Raw genomic sequence first — 17,645 nt, 5'->3', positions numbered from 1 at the left:
CACCGCAGCCGGAGCCGCGGCGACGGCAACAGCAGCGGCAGCGGCAGCGGCAGCGGCAGCGGCGCCATCGGTGGGCGCCGTTTGGCGGCAGCGGCCCCAGCGGTGGCGGCGGTGGCGGCGCAAACAGCGACACCCTTCCCAAGGGCGAGCTCGTAACGGACTCGGGGCTCCACCTCCCTCGTCATAAAACTCTATACCTGATACACAGTACGGCATACGCTCTATTGAAGCGGTGTCCACGTCAGCGGCCGCCGCACCGATTCGAGGGACTGAGGAGTGTGTCGACGTGATGGAGATTCGGACGTTTACCGAAACCGACCGCGCCGAGCTGCGCAGGCTGTTCCACCGCGCAGGCGAAGGTGCTCCCACCGCTCCGCTGTGGGGACACGAGGAATCCGAAGCCGCCATCTACCTGGACCCTTACATGGACCTGGAACCCGACTCGCTGTTCCTGGCCGTGGTCGATGGAGCCCTGGCCGGCTACCTGGCGGGATGCCTTGACAGCGCGACGTTCCCGAGCGAGAGCGAGCGCTTGGAGAAGGCCATGAGGAAGTACCGGCTGATCTTCCGCCGCAAGCCCGCGGCCTTCTTCGCTCGCAGCATGGCCGACCTGGCCTGGTCCGCCATCCGCCGGGAGCCCACGGCGGGAGACTTCGACGATCACCGGTGGCCATCCCACCTGCACATCAACGTGGCGCCCTCGGCCAGAGGAACGGGCGTCGCCGACGGGTTGATGAAGGGGTGGCTGGATCGGCTCGAAGCAGCCGGATCACCGGGATGCCACCTGCAGACCCTCGTCGAGAACAGCCGCGCCGTACGGTTCTTCGAACGCATGGGCTTCACCAAGCACGGCCCCACTCCGCTGGTCCCCGGCCTCAGACACCACGGCACCCGTCTCCACCAGCAGACGATGGTCCGACCCGGCGCCTGACACGAGACCGGCGCACCGCCACCACAACATGATCCAGAGACCTACCCCTCACCACACGACAAGGGCCCCGCGCTCTCAGTCGACAGCTCAACCGGCCCTTGCCAGAGGTGAGCGCTGGGCACGATCGCCCCAGGACCAACCCCGTGCGCCCCAAGACGCTCAGAGGCCACCCACAAGCCGACCTTTAGGGCGCCCCTCGGAGCCGAACCCGCAAGCCAACCTCGGAGGGCGCCACCGAATGCCAACCTCGAAGGACGCCCCCGGAAGCTGACCTCGGAGGGCGACCCCGAAAGCTGACCTCGCAAGCCGATCCGAAACGAGACCCGCAAGCCAACTCGCAAGGGGTCCGACTCGAAAGCCGATGCGAGAAGCCGACCTCACAGGGCACCGAAGGCAGCCCAGGGAACCGCCCGGAAGCCGACCCCGGAAGTGACCTCGCAAGGCGCCCCCAAGCCGACCTGGGAAGCCGACCCCAGGGAAGCCGACCCCAGGGAAGCCGACCCCAGGGAAGCCGACCCGAGGGAAGGCGACCCGAGGGAAGGCGACCCCGGGAAGGCGACTCGCAAGAAAGCCACCTCGGAAGGCGACCCCCGGTTGTGCCCTCAGAGGGCAACCCCCGAGGGCACTCCCGAAGCCGACCCCGCAAGCCGACACCTCCGGGGTGTGTCATCCCGGCCGGACGGCGCCGCGATAGCGCGGGCGGTAGTACGTGGAGTCGAGGAAGTCGGTCTTCTTGACCACGTCGCCGGTCTTGGGAGCATGGATCATGATGCCGTTGCCCAGGTAGAGGCCGACGTGGGTGGGATCGCCCGTGCCTCCACCGAAGAAGACGAGGTCGCCCCGGCGCAGGTCGGACAGCCTGACGCGCTTACCCTGACGGAACTGGGTGCCGGTGTAGTGGCCGAGCTTTACCCCTGCTCTGGACCACGCGTACAGGGTGAGCCCCGAGCAGTCGAAGCCGACGGTGCCGGCCCCTCGTCCTATGCCCCTGCTGGGTCCTGCGGGGTTGCCTCCACCCCAGGAGAAGGGGGTGCCCAGGCGGGCGATGGCGGCGGTGGCGGCCAGGTCTCCTCTGGTGCGGGTGGTCCGCTTCCTGCCAGGGCTGTGGTCGCTGGATCTCTTCTTCGGCGTCGCCTTGCTGGGCGAGGGAGGTGTCCCCGGCCGTGCGCCGTCCGACGGGGGCGGGCCGGGCCGGGTCCGATCCTTCGAAGGCCTCCCTGAGCCAGGGCCCACTGTCGACGGCTTCCCGGAGTCGGGGCGCACCATCGACGGCCTCACCACGCGGGGCAGTCCCCCCGGCTGCGCCTCCACCAGGCGAGACAGGGTCGGCGCCAGCCACTCCGCCGCATGGGACCGATCCGCGGGAGCCAGCTCACCGCGATGAGACCGATCCGCAAAAGCCAGCTCACCCAAGCGCCACCGATCCGCTGGAGCCCACTCACCCACGCCCGGCCGATCCGCTGGAGCCCATTCACCCAGATGAGACCGATTCGCCGGAGCCGGCTCGCTCGGGTGGGACCACTCCCTTGGAGGCAGCTCGATCAGGCGGGAGAGCTCTGGCGGAGGGATAGGCCGGTGAGAGTGATCCGACGAAAGGTTGCCGGGGTCGGAGTCGGTGGCCGGGTGAGGCAGGGCCATGGGAGGTCTCCCGGTCGGCCAGGGGAATGTGTTCAGCCATGACGGGCGGTGGCGGAAGCGGTCGTGCCAGGTGGTGAGCCAGGTCGAAACGGTGTCGCGGACGGCGGAGCGTGAACCGGGGTCCACGTCGCTCATGCGCATCACCGACCACCGCACGGGCGGGTGGGCCGAAGGCTGGTCGGGGCCCGGTGATGGAGATGTCGTGCCGGGCGTGAGGGGGTGCCAGGGCCGGGATCCGGCTGGTGATTTTCGTCCGGGTGAGCAGGCCGCCGAGGAGAGGGCGACCGTCAGCCGGACGGAAGAACCCGTGCCCTTGACGGCGGGCCGTACGGCGTCGGACGCCGGGGTGTCGTCCTCGTGCTGCCAGGCCTCCAGCAGGGGCGCGTAGGCGGCGGGCAGGGTGATGGTGCGCAGGCATGCCGCCTGGCTGGGGTCGGTCGCCGGGCCGGGAGAGGCGGCGCTCAGCGTTGCCAGAAAACCGATGGTGAGCCACATCTGGGCCTCCTGAGCCGTGGAAGGGAGGCCCAGGATCGTGTGGAGGGGGTGTGGAGGGCGGGACCGAGCGCAGTTCTGTGGACGAAGGGCGAGGGGCGACGGGCCGACTGTGGACGGAGACGCCCAAGGCCCACGCAGCGAGACGCCAACGGCCGGGTCAGCCGCCGGGAGCCGATCTCAGGGTGTGGAAGAAGCGGCGCAGCAGGAGAGCGGCGGTGGCGGTGAGTCCGGCGAACAGGCCCAGCCACGTCCCCACCGTGCTCAGCCCGGCCGGCCCCCGACAGCAGCCACGCCGCGGGCAGGCCCACGATCCAGTAGCCGAACAGGGTCAACCGGAAGCCGCTCCTGGTGTCGTCCAGCCCGCGCAACAGGCCCACCGCGATGTTCTGGGCGCAGTCGACGAACTGCATGACGGCCGCGACCATGACCAGCCCCGTCGCGACGCGCAGGGCCGCGCCGTCGCCGCCGTCCAGGAACGGGCGCAGGATCAGCTCCGGCAACGCGAGATAGACCACCGCCACAGCGGCCATCACGCCCGCGCCGCAGGCCAGCGCGGCGCGGGCGACGCGGCGCGCGGACTCGGGCCTTCCGAGCGCGACCTCCCTGCTCACCCCGATCGAGGCGGCGTGCGACAGGCCGACGGAGACCTGGAAGACGATGTAGACGAGCTGGTTGACCGCGGTGTGCGCGGCCAGGGCCGCGGTGCCGAAGGTGCCGACGAGCAGGGCGACCACGGAGAAGAAGCCCGCCTCCGAGCCGTAGGTGGCGGCGATCGGCACGCCGAGGCCGGCGAGCCTGCGCACGGTGGCGGGACGGGCTCTCCAGGCGCGCAGGTCGAGCATCGGCGCCAGTTCCGGGTCACGTCGCGCGGAGCCGTACAGGGCCAGGAAGGTCAGCAGGTAGACGGTACTGGTGGCGATGCCGATGCCGGCCAGGCCGAGACTGCCCATGAGGGCGAGGTTGAGCGCCAGGTTCACCACCACGGAGGCGATCGTGATGCGCAGCAGCGCCTGCGGACGGCGCATGCCGACCGTGAACTGCCTGATCGACTGGAACCACAGGCACGGGAGGAGGCCGGGTGCGAGAGCCCACAGCATGGGGCGCATCCGCTCGATCACGGCGGGATCCTGGCCCAGCAGGGCGACGCCCTCGCCGATCGCCACCATGAGCACGCCGCCGACGACCCCTGCGACGGTCGCCAGAGCCAGCGAGGCACGGACGAGGCCGCCGAGATCCTCCTCGCGGGCATGCGCCGCCGCCACCTGGTTGCCGACCGCGGTCACCAGCCCGACGCCCATCGTGCGGAGCTGGTTGAAGATGACCATGGCCAGGCCGCCCGCCGCCAGGGCCTCGACGCCGAGCAGCCCGAGCATGACCGTGTCCGTCGTGGTCAGGGCGACCTGCGCGAGCTGGGTGAGGGCCAGGGGCACCGCCAGCGTGGCGAGCTCACGGACGTCGTGGCGGAGGGGGGGCGAGGTCACCGCTGCTTTTTACTTCCCTTTAGGATAGGCAAACCTAAGTAAGATACCAGTACGGATGGGGACAAAGTGGACTGGAGCCGACGTCAGCTTCTCATGACAGCAGGAGGCGTCGGTCTGGCGGCTCTGCTCGCGGCCTGCGGCAGCGGCGACTCCGGCGCCAAGCCGACGGCACAGGCGTCGGCGCGGTCACTGGCCCAGGGCGAGCCCGTCAGCGGCGGCACGCTGCGGATCGGCGCGCTGGGCAGGGCGAGCGCGATCACCCGCGACCCCCACGGCACGCAGGCGAACGAGAGCGACTACCTGATCATCAGCCTGCTCTACGACACGCTGACCGCGCCTGGCGCCACCGTGAACACCGCTCCCCGCCTGGCCGCGAGCTGGAAGGCCGACCAGGACGTCACCACCTGGCGCTTCACGCTGGCGAAGGGCGCCACCTTCCACGACGGCTCGCCGGTCACCGCCGAGGACGTCGTCTGGTCGCTGCGCCGCCTGCGCGAGACCCCCGCGGGCGCCGCCCGGCTGCCCGGGGTCAAGGCGGACAACATCAAGGCCGACGGCGACTCCGTGGTGCTGACCTCTGACTACCCGAACGCCGATCTGCCGCTGATGCTGCGCCTGACCACGTTCGTGATGAAGAAGGGCACCGAGGAGGTGGCGGGCGCGCCGGGCAGCGGCCCCTTCAAGCTCGACTGGTATCGCGACGGCAACGCCCGGCTGGTGCGCAACGACACCTGGCACGGCGGCAAGCCGTACCTCGACGCGATCGAGGTGAAGATCTTCGAAAGCCCGCAGGCCATGGCCAACGCCCTGCTGGGCGGGCAGATCGACGTGGCCTCCAACGTCGGCGCCGTCGCCGCGCGCGTGGCCGCCTCCCGGCAGGACGTCCAGGTGCTGCGCAGACCCGACGACATGGCGATGCCGATCGTCATGCGCACCACCGAGGGCAGCCCGTACGCCGACCCCAGGGTCCGCGAGGCGCTGAGGCTGGCAGTCGACCGCGAGGCCATGGTCAAGCAGGTGCTCAGCGGCTACGGCAAGGTGGCCAACGACGTGCTGGGCACCGGCGACCCCGACTTCGCCAAGGACCTGCCGCAGCGGGCCCGCGACCTGGCCAGGGCCAGGCAGCTGCTGCAGGAGGCCGGCTTCGACCTGTCGAAGACCTACGAGCTGCGCACCACGGAGGACATCTCCGGCCTGGCCGAGTCCGCGGCGCTGTTCGCCACCCAGGTGCGCGAGGTGGGCGTGCAGATCAAGGTCGTCAAGGAGGACTCAGGGGCGTTCTGGGACAAGACCTGGCTCAAGGGCGACCTCTACACCACGTACTGGGGCACCAACGACTCGGTGATCTTCTTCGCCAGCAAGCTCCTGCTGACCGGCGCAGGGCAGAACGAGTCGGCGTGGAGCGACGCCGAGTTCGACCAGGCCTACAAGCAGGCGGTGGGCACCCTGGACCCGGCCGCCAGGGAGCAGGCGCTGCGCAGACTCCAGGAGATCCAGCACCAGCGCTCCGGCTACCTGCTGTGGGGCATGGCCGACGGCATCGACCTGGCAGCACCGACCGTTCGCGATCTGCCCAAGCTGCCCGGATACGGGCGAGTGCAGCTCGAGCGGGTATGGCTGGCGCGCTGACGGCGTTGCGACTCGGCGGGCTGCTCGCCCGCCGGATCGCCCTGCTCGCCGCGCTGCTGGCGTTGGTCTTCGCCGTCGTCGAGGCGCTTCCTGGCGACGCCGCCGACGCCACAGCCGATCGTGGAGAGAGCGCCGCGGACGTCGCCAGACGACGCGTTCTGCTCGGCCTGGACCAGCCGGTGGCCGTCCGGTTCCTCCGCTGGATGGCCGGCCTGCCGACGGGCGACCTCGGCGTGTCCGCGCGCGGCGAGCGGGTCTGGAGCCTGCTGGCAGGACCGCTGCCCAACACGCTGCTCCTGGGCGGGCTGGCACTGGCGATCACCGTCGCCGTCTCGTTGACGCTCGGCAGCTGGGCCGCGCTGCGTCCGGGATCGGTGACCGACCGGGTGATCTCCGCCTCGGCCACCGCCGTGCTGGCCCTGCCCGAGTTCGTCATCGCGGTGGCGCTGGTGCTGGTGTTCGCCCTGTGGGCGGGCCTGCTGCCCGCCGCGACGCTCGCAGGACCCGACGGCACACCGTCCTCATGGACCATGCTGGTCCTGCCGGTGCTGGCGCTGGCGATCCCGCAGATCGGGTGGAACGCCAGGATCGTGCGTGGCGCGCTCGCCGACGAGGCGAGGGCGCCCCACGTGCGCGCGGCCGTGCTCGACGGTCTGCGTCCGAGCCGCGTCCTCACCCACCACCTGCTGCCCGGCGCGCTTCCCGCCATCGTGACGGGCGCGGCCACCTCCACCGGCATGCTGCTCGGCGGCGCCGTCGCGGTGGAGACGATCTTCAGCTACCCGGGCGTCGGCGCGTTGCTCGCGGGCGCCGTGGCCGACAGGGACACCCCGGTCATCGCGGGTGTGGTGGCGCTGACCGGCCTGGTCATCACCTGCGTGCTGCTCGTCGCCGACCTGATCCGCTCCTGGGCCGCGGGAGGCCGCCCGTGAAGCGTCTGCTGCCCGCCCTGTCGATGCTCGTGCTGGCCGTGGCGGGGCCGCTGCTGGCGCCCCTGCCCCTGGACCAGCCCGTCACGATCCCGTACGGCCCCGCAGGGACGGACGGCGCGCTCCTCGGCGGCGACCAGCTCGGCCGCGACGTGCTCAGCAGACTCCTGTACGGCGGGCGTGACCTGGTCATCGCCTCGCTCGTGGTGGCGTCACTCGTCACCATGATCGCGGCCGTCCTCGGCGTGGCCGGAGCGCTGCACCCCGCCTTCGGGCGGTTCGTCGAGCGGGTGGCCGATGTCTTCATGCTGCTGCCCGCCGTGCTGGGCATCCTGCTGATCACCCAGTCGTGGCCGCATGGCGGCCAGCTCGCTCTCGTGGTCGCGGCGGTCGCGCTCGGCATGCCGTACGCGGTGCGGTTCATGACCGCCGCGGCCGCGCCCGTCGTGGCCACCGGCTACGTCGAGGCGGCCGTGGCCGGTGGGGAGCGCACCTGGCATCTGATCGTGCGGGAGGTGCTGCCGAACCTGCGCTCCACCGTGCTCGCGCTGTTCGGCCTGCGCTTCGTCGCCGCGGTCTACGTGGTCTCCACAGCGGCCTTCCTCCAGGTCGGCCCGCAACCACCTGCGGCGGACTGGGCGCTGATGATTCGCGAGAACAGCGCGGGCATCGTCCTCAACCCCTGGGCCGTCCTGGCTCCCGGCATCGCGATCGGCCTGTTGGCGATGAGCGTCAACCTGGCGGCCGGCGCCCTCACCCCCAAGGTCAGGAACACGTGAGCACCCACACCGTCGTCGACGAGCTGACCGTCGCCACGCCGGACGGACGCGAACTGCTGTCCGGCGCCTGCCTCACCGCCCGTGCCGGGCAGGTCCTGGCACTGGTGGGCTCCTCGGGCTCGGGCAAGACCACCCTGCTGCGCGCGATGATCGGCGATCTGCCCCCGGGTACGGCGCGCACCGGCGGAAGCGTGCGGGTGCTCGGCCTGGACGTGCTCGGTTGCACGGCGGCGGACCTGCGTGAGCTGCGCCGTACCCGCGTGGCCTACGTCGGCCAGGATCCCGGCTCGGCGCTCAATCCGAGGATGCGCGTGGGCGCGCTGGTCACCGAGACGGGCTCTCGGGGGGAGGCGGCCCTGCTGCTGGAGGAGGTGCGCCTGCCTGCCGTACCGGGGCTGCTCAGGCGCAGGGCGGGAGAGTTGTCCGGCGGGCAGCAGCGCCGCGTGGCCCTGGCCAGAGCGCTCGCACGCCGGCCGGACCTGCTCCTGCTGGACGAGCCCACGGCCGGCCTCGACCCCGCCCTGCGCGACGAGATCGGTGAGCTCCTCCGTCACCTGGCCGTCGAGCGCGGCGTCGCCGTGGTGCTGTCGTGCCACGACAGGGAGCTGGTCGACCAGCTGGCCGACGAGGTGCTGGAGCTGTCCTGCGCAGGGACCCCGCCGCGCGCCGGCCGCACGCCGGCCGTCCGGCAGGCGGCACAGCAGGGGGCGGGCGGACTGCGGGCGCGCGGACTGGACGCTCACGTGGGCGCCAGGCGGCTGCCCGTCCTGCGCGGCGTCGATCTCGACGCGCCCTCGGGAGCGGCGGTCGGCGTCGTGGGGCCGTCGGGATCGGGCAAGACCACGCTGCTCCGTGCGCTGGTGGGTCTGCACCCGTTCTCGGGCGGCTCGGTCACCCTGGACGGCGTCGCCCTCCACCCGAACGTCCGCAGACGCGGGCGCGAGCAGCGTCGCAGGGTGCAGTTCGTGCCGCAGAACCCGATGGGCGCGCTGAACCCCTCGACCACGGTGTCGGCGGCGCTGGCCCGCCCGCTGCGCCTGCACCGCCGCCGCCCGCGCGCCGCCGTACCGGAGCGGGTCGCCGAGCTGCTGGAACAGGTGGGGCTTGGCGCCGAGCACGCCGCCCGCTATCCGCACGAGTTGTCAGGCGGCCAGCGGCAGCGGGTCTCCATCGCCCGCGCCCTGGCCGCCGAGCCCGACGTGCTGGTCTGCGACGAGATCACCTCGGCCCTGGACGGCGACACCGCCCAGGCGATGATGGAGCTGCTGACCCGGCTGCGCGAGACGCGTGAGATGGCCGTGGTGTTCGCCTCCCACGACCTCCGCCTGGTGGAGAGGTACGCCGACAGCGTGGCGCTGATCGGCGGGCAGGAGGAACGCGCGCCCGCCCCGGGCGAGCGCCCCTAGTCCTCCAGGTGCTCCGCGATCCTGGCGAAGGCGGTGATGTCCAGCTGCTCACCCCGGGTCGACGGATCCACCCCGGCCGCCCTCAGCGCCTCCTCCGCCCGCGCCGGAGATCCGAACAGGACACCCAGCGCCGCCCTCAACGTCTTCCTCCGCTGCGCGAACGCGGCGTCGACCACCGAGAACACCTGCTTCCTCGAAGCGCTGGTCACCGGCGGATCGCGCCGTTCCAGTGACACCAGCCCCGAGTCCACGTTGGGGACGGGCCAGAAGACCGTCCTGCCCACCGGACCCGCCCGCCTGACGTCGGCGTACCAGGCGGCCTTGGCGGACGGCACGCCGTACACCTTGGAGCCTGGAGGGGCGGCGAGCCGGTCGGCGACCTCGGCCTGCACCATGACCAGGCCCTTGCGCAGCGAGGGCAGAACCTCCAGCAGGTGCAGGACGACCGGCACGGAGACGTTGTACGGCAGGTTGGCGACCAGGGCCGTCGGGAGGTATCCGGAGAAGTCGTCGGGGCCCACCTTCATGGCGTCACCGCCCACGACCGTCAGGCTGTCGCCGAGCCCGCGCGACTCGACGGTCAGGGGAAGCTGCCGGGCCAGCACGGGGTCGATCTCGACCGCGACCACGTGGGCGACCTCGGGCAGCAACGCCAGAGTGAGCGAGCCCAGCCCTGGACCCACCTCGATCACCACGTCGTCCGGCGACAGCCCGGCCGTGCGCACGATGCGGCGGACGGTGCCGCCGTCGATCACGAAGTTCTGACCGAACTTCTTTGTCGGGCGAAGATCGAGCTTTTCCGCCAAATTACGTATTTCAATTGGCCCCAACAGGCTCACAATGGCACTCCCCCTATCACCCATTCAGTCTCGCGCATCGGCGAGGCATCGAAGAACCGGGGAGTAGGAGAGAGGATGGGCTGATGAAGCCGATGGGCGCCGCACCCCTGCGTCCGACCGACGCGCGCGAGATCGGGCCCTACCGCCTGCTCGGGCGCATCGGAGAGGGGGGCATGGGCACGGTGTTCCTGGCCATCGCGCCGACGGGACGGCCTGTCGCGGTCAAGGTGGTGAAGGCGGAGTTCGCCAACCAGGAGGGGTTCAGCGCCCGCTTCCACGCGGAGGTGGACAACGCGCGCAGGGTCGCGTCGTTCTGCACCGCGCAGGTGCTCGACAACGGCAACGACAGCGTGGGCAGGCCGTACATGGTCACCGAGTACATCGCGGGCGTCCCCCTGTCGGACCAGATCAGCGAGTACGGCGCGCTGGAGCCCGCCGCGCTGCACGGGGTGGCGCTCGGCGTGGCCGCCGCGCTGGCGGCGATCCACGTGGCGGGGCTGGTGCACCGCGACCTGAAGCCGGCCAACGTCATCCTGTCGATGTCGGGTCCTCGCGTGATCGATTTCGGCATCTCCCGCGCCCTCGACCGCGAGAGCAACTTCACGCTCTCGGGGGAGCTGCTGGGCAGTCCTGGCTGGTGGGCGCCTGAGCAGGTGCGGGGTCAGCAGGTCACGCCCGCGGCGGACGTGTTCGCGTGGGGCTGCCTGGTGGCGTTCGCGGGCAACGGGCGCCACCCGTTCGGGCGCGGCGACGCGATCACCATGGCGACCAGGGTGCTGCACCAGACCCCCGACCTCGGCGCGCTGCCCGCCCCGCTCAACGACCTCGTGCAGCGGGCGACCACGATGGACCCGCTGCTCCGTCCCACCGCCCAGGATCTGCTCCTGGCGCTGGTGGGCGGGCGCCTGCCGACACCCGATCCGCCCACGGTGATCGCCACCGACCTCCTCGACAGGAACTGGGAGCCACCGCCCAACGTCGCCGACACCGCGGTGCTGTCGGCGACGATCCCTCCGCAGGAGGAGGTCCGGCGGGGCGAGGAGCCATCGGTGGCAGGGCGGGGTGAGGCGCCGCAGGAGGAGCCGAGGTCCAAGGGCAGGCGCTGGCTGGTCGCGGCGGCCGCCGTGGCGGGCGCGCTGCTGGTCACGGTCGCCGTCCTGCTCGCGCGCGGCCCCTCGGTCACTCCCCCCGCGCAGCAGGCGGGCGGCGCCGGCGCCCTCACCGCCCCCGACGCGGGCAGGCGCGTCGGCCTCGGTCCCGCGTTCGACGATCCGCAGTTCCTCCTCACGGGACGGCCCCGCTGCGGCCTGACCGACTACAAGGGCGCGAAATCCTCCGACGGCAGGTACTGCGTGCTCGGGTGGGCGCTGCTGAACCCCGGCGGCACGGCGCGCCCGCTCGCCGCCTCGGGCGTCGCGCTCGTGGACGACAGGGGCGGCAGGCACGAGAGCGCGCCCGCCTCCACCAAGCTGCCCGCCACCATCGCCCCCGGCGAGCGCATCGACGGGGTCTTCGTCTTCGACCTTCCTCCCCAGCGGCTGCCCTCGGTTCTGGAGGGCACCCTGATGGAGGGCGGCCAGCGGATCGAGGTACGCCTTTCATGACGCGCACGCTGCTGGTCCTGGCGCTCCTGACGGGTGGCCTCTCCGGGCACGAGGTCACGGGGGCGTGCACGGGCGACGTCGTGGTGGGCGACCCCTTCGACGGGCCTGGCGCGGTCCATCGCCTGTCGGGCGGCGCGCTCGTCCCTGTCGAGGCGCCCGAGCTGGGTGAGGGCGACGCCTTCGGCTGGTCGGTGGCGATGGCCGAGGTCGACGGCGACGGCTGCGGCGACCTGCTCGTCGGCGCGCCGTACGCCGATGTCGAGGGCCGCAAGGACGCGGGGGCCGCCTACCTGCTGACCAGCAAGGGGGCCACGGTGCGGCTCACCGCCCCCGAGCCGCAGCAGGACGCCCACTTCGGCTGGACGGTGGCCGCGAAGGGCGACCTGGTGGCGGTGGCCGCGCCGTACGAGGACCTGGCGGAGGTCAGGGACGCGGGCTCGGTCTACGTCCGGCGGGGCGAGGCGCCGCTGCGCAGGATCGGCCAGGACTCCCCTGACGTGCCGGGCAACCCCGAGGTGGGCGACCAGTACGGCTGGGCGCTGGCCTTCGGCGCCGGCAACAGCCTGGTCGTGGGCGTGCCGTACGAGAACGACGACGGCACGGGCGTCCAGGTCGAGGAGGGCAAGATCGACTCGGGCTCGATGACCGTGCTGGCCGACGTCACCGCGCAGCGGTTGTCGGGCATCAAGTGGGAGCCGCCCGACCGCGCGACGGGCGACAGGTTCGGCTACGCGGTCGCCTACGTCGAGGGCTCCGGCATCGCGGTGGGCGCTCCGCAGGCCGGGTTCGTGCAGCTGTTCGACGAGGCGGTCGCCCCCACGAGGAAGGTGACGGGTGAGGGCGCCTTCGGCTTCTCCCTCGCCGCCGCCAAGGACGGCAGGCTGGCCGTCGGCGCGCCCTACGCGGGGTCCACAGGAGCGGTGCGCGTCCTCTCGATGGCCGACGAGTCGGTCGACAGGCTCCTGGTGCCGGGGCGGGGCGCGAGGTTCGGCTGGTCGGTCGCCTTCGCGGGCAACCAGCTGGTCGCGGGCGCCCCCGACGACCAGCCGTACGGCACGGCCGGCGTCGCAGGACGCAACGCCGACACCATCGAGGCGGTGAAGCCACCGGAGGGCGCCGAGTTCGGCGCCTCGATGGCTAGCTGAACAGCCTGGCGCCGCAGTGCGGCCACTGTCCCTGCCAGCGCCCCGCCACCCGCTGGTAGAGCAGCTGCGCCCGGTAGGTCTGCTCCTCGGCGGGCCAGAGGTTCGGCGTGCTCGTCCCGCCGACGGCCTGCCACATCGGCAGGCTGAACTGGTAGAGCCCGTAGTAGGGCCCCGAAGGGTTGAAGGCGCGCGGGTCGCCTCCCGACTCGCACGCGGCCAGGCCCGCCCAGTTGAGCGCCGCCACCTCGGCCGTGATCGGCACCGTGCGCGGCGGCGCGACGGGTCCTGGAGGTTCGACCTTGATGACGGTGCCGTGGCGCGGGAAGCTGCCCAGCGGCGGCGTGACACGGTAGCCGTCGCCGTGCCGCACCCGCTTCTCCTTGAGCACGCCTCTCACGGTGGCGCTGGTGGTCGTGGTGCTCAGCCGGCGGCCTCCGGCGATCACGTGGACCCTGCGCGGCGTCAGCATCGTCACCGCCATCCCCGACAGCGGCACCGCGCCCTCCCTGGCGACCGACAGCCTGCTGCCCGTGTGCTCGATGTCCAGCTCGTCGAGCGCGCCGCCGACACTCATGGCGGTCACGACGTGCCTGGCGGTGCGGCCGTCGACGGTCAGGGTGATCGGGCGGGCGTGGCGGACCACGATCCGCGCGCCGTCGCTGATCGGGGCGCGGGCGTCCGGATGGAGGTAGTCGTCGGCGCCCACGGCGACCCGCGCCTCCTGGAGCACCTCCGCCACCGTGTCCGCCGAGCTGCGCAGCGCCATGGTCCTGCCGTCCACGTCCAGCGCGACGTCGGCGCCCATGCCGACGACGATCCTGCCGACCAGCGCGAACGCGGCGGCGCCGTAAGCAGCCATCGCCCACCCCGAGCCCCAGAAGGACCTGGGCGCGCGGCGTCGTCCTCTAGCCATCACCCGCGCGAGGCTAGCCCAGGCGGGCGCGGGCTCATCGCGAGATGCCGAAGACAGCCTCTCCGTTGGTGTTGACGGCCTCGCACAGCTCGTCGGCTGGCACGCCCTTGACCTCCGCCAGGCACCGCAGGGTGAGCGGCATGAGGGAGGGCGCGTTGGGCTTGCCCCTGTGCGGGACCGGCGGCAGGTACGGCGCGTCGGTCTCGACCAGGATCAGCTCCTTGGGCGCGACCCTGGCCGCCTCGCGCAGGTATGCGGCGTTCTTGTAGGTCACAGGCCCGGAGAAGGACATGAAGTATCCGGCCTCGACGCACTTCTTCGCCATCTCGGCGTCGCCCGAGTAGCTGTGGAAGACCACGCGGTCGGGCGCTCCTTCGGCGGCCAGCACCCTGAGCACGTCGTCGTGCGCGTCGCGGTCGTGGATGACCAGCGCCTTGCCCGTGCGCTTGGCGATCTCGATGTGCGCGCGGAAGCTGGCGTGCTGGTCGTCCTTCGAGGCCCAGTCGCGGTAGTAGTCGAGCCCCGTCTCGCCGATCGCCCGCACGTCGGGCTCGCAGGCCAGCGCCTCGATCTCGGCCAGCACCTCGGGTGTGGCCGCGTGCGCCTCGTTCGGGTGGATCGCCACGCCCGCGTAGACGTCGCCGTGGTCCGCGGCCACCCGCGCGCCCCACACCGACGACGGCAGGTCGTAGCCGATCGTGACGAGCCTGGTCACCCCTGCCGCGCGTGAGTCGGCCAGGATGCTCTCCACGCTGGCCGAGGCGGCCTGCGCGGCCTGGGCCACGGGGTCGCCCGAGGAGGCCTGCCTGTTGCCCACCATGATGTCGAGGTGGCAGTGGCTGTCGAAGACGGGCGTGCTCAGCGGCTCTGGCGCGACGGGAAGCTTGCTCACGCACCCCAAGGTACCGGGGAGAATCAGCGTCATGCGGTTCGGGATCCTGGGCGCCACCACGGCATGGCGTGCCGACGGCACGCGAGTGCCGCTCGGCGGCCCGACTCCGCGTGCCCTGCTCGCGCTGCTGCTGGCCCGCGCGGGCCAGGTGGTCTCCGCCGACTTCCTGATCGACTCCGTCTACGGCGAGCAGCCTCCCGCCGACGCCACGCACGCCCTCCAGTCGCAGATCTCCCGCCTGCGCCGCTCGTTCACGATCGAGCTGCTGCCCGGCGGCTACCGCCTCGACGTCGACCCCTCGTCGGTCGACGCGCACGTCTTCCTCCGCACGGCCGACGAGGGTCGCGCCGCGCTGGAGGCCGGTGCGCCCGCTCGCGCCGCCGAGCTGCTGCGCGAGGCGCTGGCGCTGTGGCGAGGCCCCGCGGCGGCCGAGGCCGTCAGGCTGGAGGAGCGCAGGCTGTCCGCGCTCGAAGACCTCTTCGAGGCGGAGCTGCGCACGGGCGCCCGCGACCTGGCCGCCGCGCTGCGAGCGGAGATCGAGCGCCACCCGCTGCGCGAACGCCTGCGAGGCCAGCTCATGCGGGCCCTGCACGCCGAGGGCAGGCAGGCCGAGGCCCTGGTCGCCTACGAGGAGACCAGGCGGGTGCTGGCGGAGCAGCTGGGCGCCGACCCCTCGGACGAGCTGACCGCCATCCACCTGAGCCTGCTGCGCGGGGCCAGGCCCTCGGCGCCGCCCGCGCCGCTGACCGGCCTCGTCGGCAGGGAGCCCGACCTCGAGGGTGTGCGCGGCCTGCTGCGCGAGGCGCGCCTGATCACCCTGCTCGGGACCGGAGGGGTGGGCAAGACCCGGCTGGCGATCGAGGTGGCGAGGGGCGACGACGTCACCTTCGCCGACCTCTCGGCCGTCGGTGACGGCGCCGAGCTGCCGCAGGCCCTGCTGGGCGCGCTCGGCCTGAGAGAGAGCGCGCTGCTGGGCCTGCCCGACGCGACGACTCCCGCCTCCAGGCTGCTCGCCGCGCTGGCCGAACGCCCGGCGCTGCTCGTCATGGACAACTGCGAGCACCTCGTCGACGCGGTCGCCTCGCTCGCCGACCTGCTCCTGGCAGGCTGTCCCCACCTGCGGATCCTGGCCACCAGCAGGGAGCCGCTCGGCATCACGGGCGAGCACCTGTGGCCGGTCAGGCCGCTGGCACCCGACGCGGCCGCCAGACTGTTCGCCGCCAGGGCGAGGGCCGTGCGCCCAGGCTTCACCGCCGACCCCGACGACGTACGCCGCCTGTGCGCGGCCCTCGACGGCCTTCCGCTCGCGATCGAACTGGCCGCCGCCAGGATGCGCACGCACGAGGTGTCCGAGCTGGCCGACCACCTCGCGCTGCGCGGCAGCCGTACGGCAGGCCCCCGTCACCGCACGCTGCGCGCGGTGGTCGCCTGGAGCTGGGATCTGCTCGCGGACGACGAGAGGGCGATGGCCGCCAGGCTGACCGTCTTCGCGGGCGGCGCCACCGCCGCCGACGCCGAGGCGGTGTGCGGCCTGCCGCGCGACGTCCTCGACTCCCTGGTCGACAAGTCGCTGGTGGAGGTCTCGCGCGGCCGCTACCGCATGCTGGAGACCGTCCGGGCCTTCTGCGCCGAGCACCTGACCGACCCCGATCCCGTACGGCGGGCGCACGCCGACCGCTTCCTCGCGCTGGCCGAGCAGGCCGATCCCCATCTGCGCGCCGCCGACCAGCTCGGATGGCTCGACCGCCTGGCGGCCGAGCACGACAACCTCATGGCAGCGCTTCGATGGGCCGTCACCACGCGCAGGACCGAGCTGGGCATCAGACTGCTGGCCGCGCTCTCCTCCTACCTGTGGATGCGCGGCGTCCGCTTCTCCGCCATCCCTCACGCCACCGCCCTGCTCGACCAGGCGGGCCCCGAGCCCGATCCCTCGTTCGGCGACGACTACGTGCTGTGCGCGCTCACTGCGGCCGGCGACCAGGACGCATGGGCCCGCCACAGGGCCGCGGCCGAGGCCATCGCCATGGACGTCAGCAGGGCGCGCCGCCACCCGCTCGTCACGTTCCTGTGGCCGATGGTCACCGCCAGCAAGGCCGACGTGACCGTCGTGCTGGCCGTCCTGGAGCACGGCAGGCGCAGCGAGGACCCGTGGGAGCGCGCGATCGTCCACGTCATCTGGGGTTATCCGCATCTGGCCGCCGGCGACCTCGACGCGGCCACGGCGGAGTTCATCGCCGCCGTCACCGAGTTCAGGGCGCTCGGCGACCGGTGGGGCGCCGCGTTCGCGCTCGACTCGCTGTCGTGGCTGGCCGCCGTCCGCGGCGACAGGGCCACCGCCCTGGCGCTGGTCGAGGAGGCGATCGAGCTGACGGGGACGCTCGGCGCGCTGGAGGACCTGGCCGACCTGCTGTGCAGCAGGGGCGACTACCGCTTCGACGACGACCTGGCCGCGGCCACGGCCGACTACGAGCGGGCCGAGGAGACCGCACGCCGTACGGGCTCGGCCACCTGCCTGGCGGCGGCGCTGCGCGGCCGCGCGGACGTCGCGCTCGCCGAGGGCGATCTGCCCACGGCCAGGCGGCTGTACGAGCAGGCGCTCGAACGGTTCGACGAGCGCTGGGTCAGGAGCTCGGGCAACCTCACCCGCACGCTCGTCGGGCTCGGCACGATCGCCGAGGCCGAGGGCGACCTCGAAGCCGCCCACGCCTGGCACCTGCGCGGCGCCGAGACCTCGGTACGGCTCGGCGCGCTCCCCGACGCCGCCATCGCGATCGACGCGCTGGCCCGCCTCGCATCCGACTCGGACAGGGCGGCGCTGCTGAAGGAAGGAGCGAGGGGCCTGCGCGGCATGACAGGCGTCGGACACCCCTCGCCCGAGCAGGTGCTTCGCCTGGCCGGGGTGCGGGAGGAGCTGATCAGCCACGCGCTCGCGCTGGGGGTGAGCTCGTGGTGAGCGTTCGGTGA

General features: G+C 72.6%; 13 protein-coding genes. 8 read left to right on the top strand and 5 right to left on the bottom strand.

Annotated features, from left to right (window positions below; all coding sequences use genetic code 11):
* Nucleotides 1–289 precede the first annotated feature (289 nt).
* The gene (locus tag FHR33_RS30735) at nt 290–931 is read left to right on the top strand and encodes a GNAT family N-acetyltransferase (RefSeq protein ID WP_183660388.1); all 642 of its coding nucleotides are present in this window, start codon (nt 290–292) and stop codon (nt 929–931) included.
* 666 nt (nt 932–1,597) lie between these two features.
* On the opposite strand, the gene FHR33_RS50725 is transcribed toward FHR33_RS30735, so the two are convergent.
* On the bottom strand, nt 1,598–2,197 hold the full coding sequence (locus FHR33_RS50725) for an NlpC/P60 family protein (RefSeq protein WP_246452230.1): 600 nt from the start codon (nt 2,195–2,197) through the stop codon (nt 1,598–1,600).
* 833 nt (nt 2,198–3,030) lie between these two features.
* Nucleotides 3,031–4,545, bottom strand: coding sequence for an MATE family efflux transporter (locus FHR33_RS30725; RefSeq protein ID WP_221241315.1), 1,515 nt, complete (start codon nt 4,543–4,545; stop codon nt 3,031–3,033).
* 93 nt (nt 4,546–4,638) lie between these two features.
* Here FHR33_RS30725 and FHR33_RS30720 point away from each other — a divergent pair, with 93 nt between their 5' ends.
* Genes FHR33_RS30720 through FHR33_RS30705 form a run of 4 tightly spaced genes read left to right on the top strand, consistent with a single transcriptional unit; the run spans nt 4,639 to nt 9,288 of the window.
* The gene (locus FHR33_RS30720) at nt 4,639–6,174 is read left to right on the top strand and encodes an ABC transporter substrate-binding protein (protein WP_221241314.1); all 1,536 of its coding nucleotides are present in this window, start codon (nt 4,639–4,641) and stop codon (nt 6,172–6,174) included.
* Nucleotides 6,159–7,106, top strand: coding sequence for an ABC transporter permease (locus tag FHR33_RS30715; RefSeq protein WP_183655070.1), 948 nt, complete (start codon nt 6,159–6,161; stop codon nt 7,104–7,106). Before FHR33_RS30720 ends, FHR33_RS30715 begins: the two co-directional genes overlap by 16 nt.
* Entirely contained in the window at nt 7,103–7,882 is a 780-nt protein-coding gene (locus FHR33_RS30710; RefSeq protein ID WP_312895791.1) for an ABC transporter permease, read from the top strand. Before FHR33_RS30715 ends, FHR33_RS30710 begins: the two co-directional genes overlap by 4 nt.
* Nucleotides 7,879–9,288, top strand: a complete 1,410-nt coding sequence (locus FHR33_RS30705) for an ABC transporter ATP-binding protein (RefSeq protein ID WP_221241313.1) — start codon at nt 7,879–7,881, stop codon at nt 9,286–9,288. The genes FHR33_RS30710 and FHR33_RS30705 overlap by 4 nt, the downstream gene beginning before the upstream one ends.
* Here FHR33_RS30705 and rsmA read toward each other — a convergent pair.
* Nucleotides 9,285–10,151 (bottom strand): 16S rRNA (adenine(1518)-N(6)/adenine(1519)-N(6))-dimethyltransferase RsmA, encoded by an 867-nt coding sequence (rsmA, locus tag FHR33_RS30700; RefSeq protein WP_183655067.1) that lies wholly within the window; start codon nt 10,149–10,151, stop codon nt 9,285–9,287. The genes FHR33_RS30705 and rsmA overlap by 4 nt on opposite strands.
* 59 nt (nt 10,152–10,210) lie before the next feature.
* Between rsmA and FHR33_RS49270 the strand changes: the two genes are divergently transcribed.
* Both FHR33_RS49270 and FHR33_RS30690 read left to right on the top strand, forming a co-directional pair.
* Nucleotides 10,211–11,731: a serine/threonine-protein kinase gene (locus tag FHR33_RS49270; protein ID WP_221241312.1), complete on the top strand. Its 1,521-nt coding sequence runs from the start codon at nt 10,211–10,213 to the stop codon at nt 11,729–11,731.
* Nucleotides 11,728–12,876 (top strand): FG-GAP repeat protein, encoded by a 1,149-nt coding sequence (locus FHR33_RS30690; RefSeq protein ID WP_183655064.1) that lies wholly within the window; start codon nt 11,728–11,730, stop codon nt 12,874–12,876. The genes FHR33_RS49270 and FHR33_RS30690 overlap by 4 nt, the downstream gene beginning before the upstream one ends.
* Here FHR33_RS30690 and FHR33_RS30685 read toward each other — a convergent pair.
* Entirely contained in the window at nt 12,869–13,789 is a 921-nt protein-coding gene (locus tag FHR33_RS30685; RefSeq protein WP_183655061.1) for a resuscitation-promoting factor, read from the bottom strand. The genes FHR33_RS30690 and FHR33_RS30685 overlap by 8 nt on opposite strands.
* Nucleotides 13,790–13,823: 34 nt before the next feature.
* On the bottom strand, nt 13,824–14,681 hold the full coding sequence (locus FHR33_RS30680; protein WP_312895790.1) for a TatD family hydrolase: 858 nt from the start codon (nt 14,679–14,681) through the stop codon (nt 13,824–13,826).
* Nucleotides 14,682–14,712: 31 nt separating this feature from the next.
* Here FHR33_RS30680 and FHR33_RS30675 point away from each other — a divergent pair, with 31 nt between their 5' ends.
* Nucleotides 14,713–17,634 (top strand): AfsR/SARP family transcriptional regulator, encoded by a 2,922-nt coding sequence (locus FHR33_RS30675; protein ID WP_183655055.1) that lies wholly within the window; start codon nt 14,713–14,715, stop codon nt 17,632–17,634.
* The last annotated feature ends 11 nt before the right edge of the window (nt 17,635–17,645 follow it).

Source organism: Nonomuraea dietziae (genome assembly GCF_014195505.1).
In the GTDB taxonomy this organism is placed as follows: Bacteria; Actinomycetota; Actinomycetes; order Streptosporangiales; family Streptosporangiaceae; genus Nonomuraea; species Nonomuraea roseola.
The sequence above is the reverse complement of the archived record's forward strand: the minus strand, read 5'-3'. Positions and strand labels throughout refer to the sequence as shown.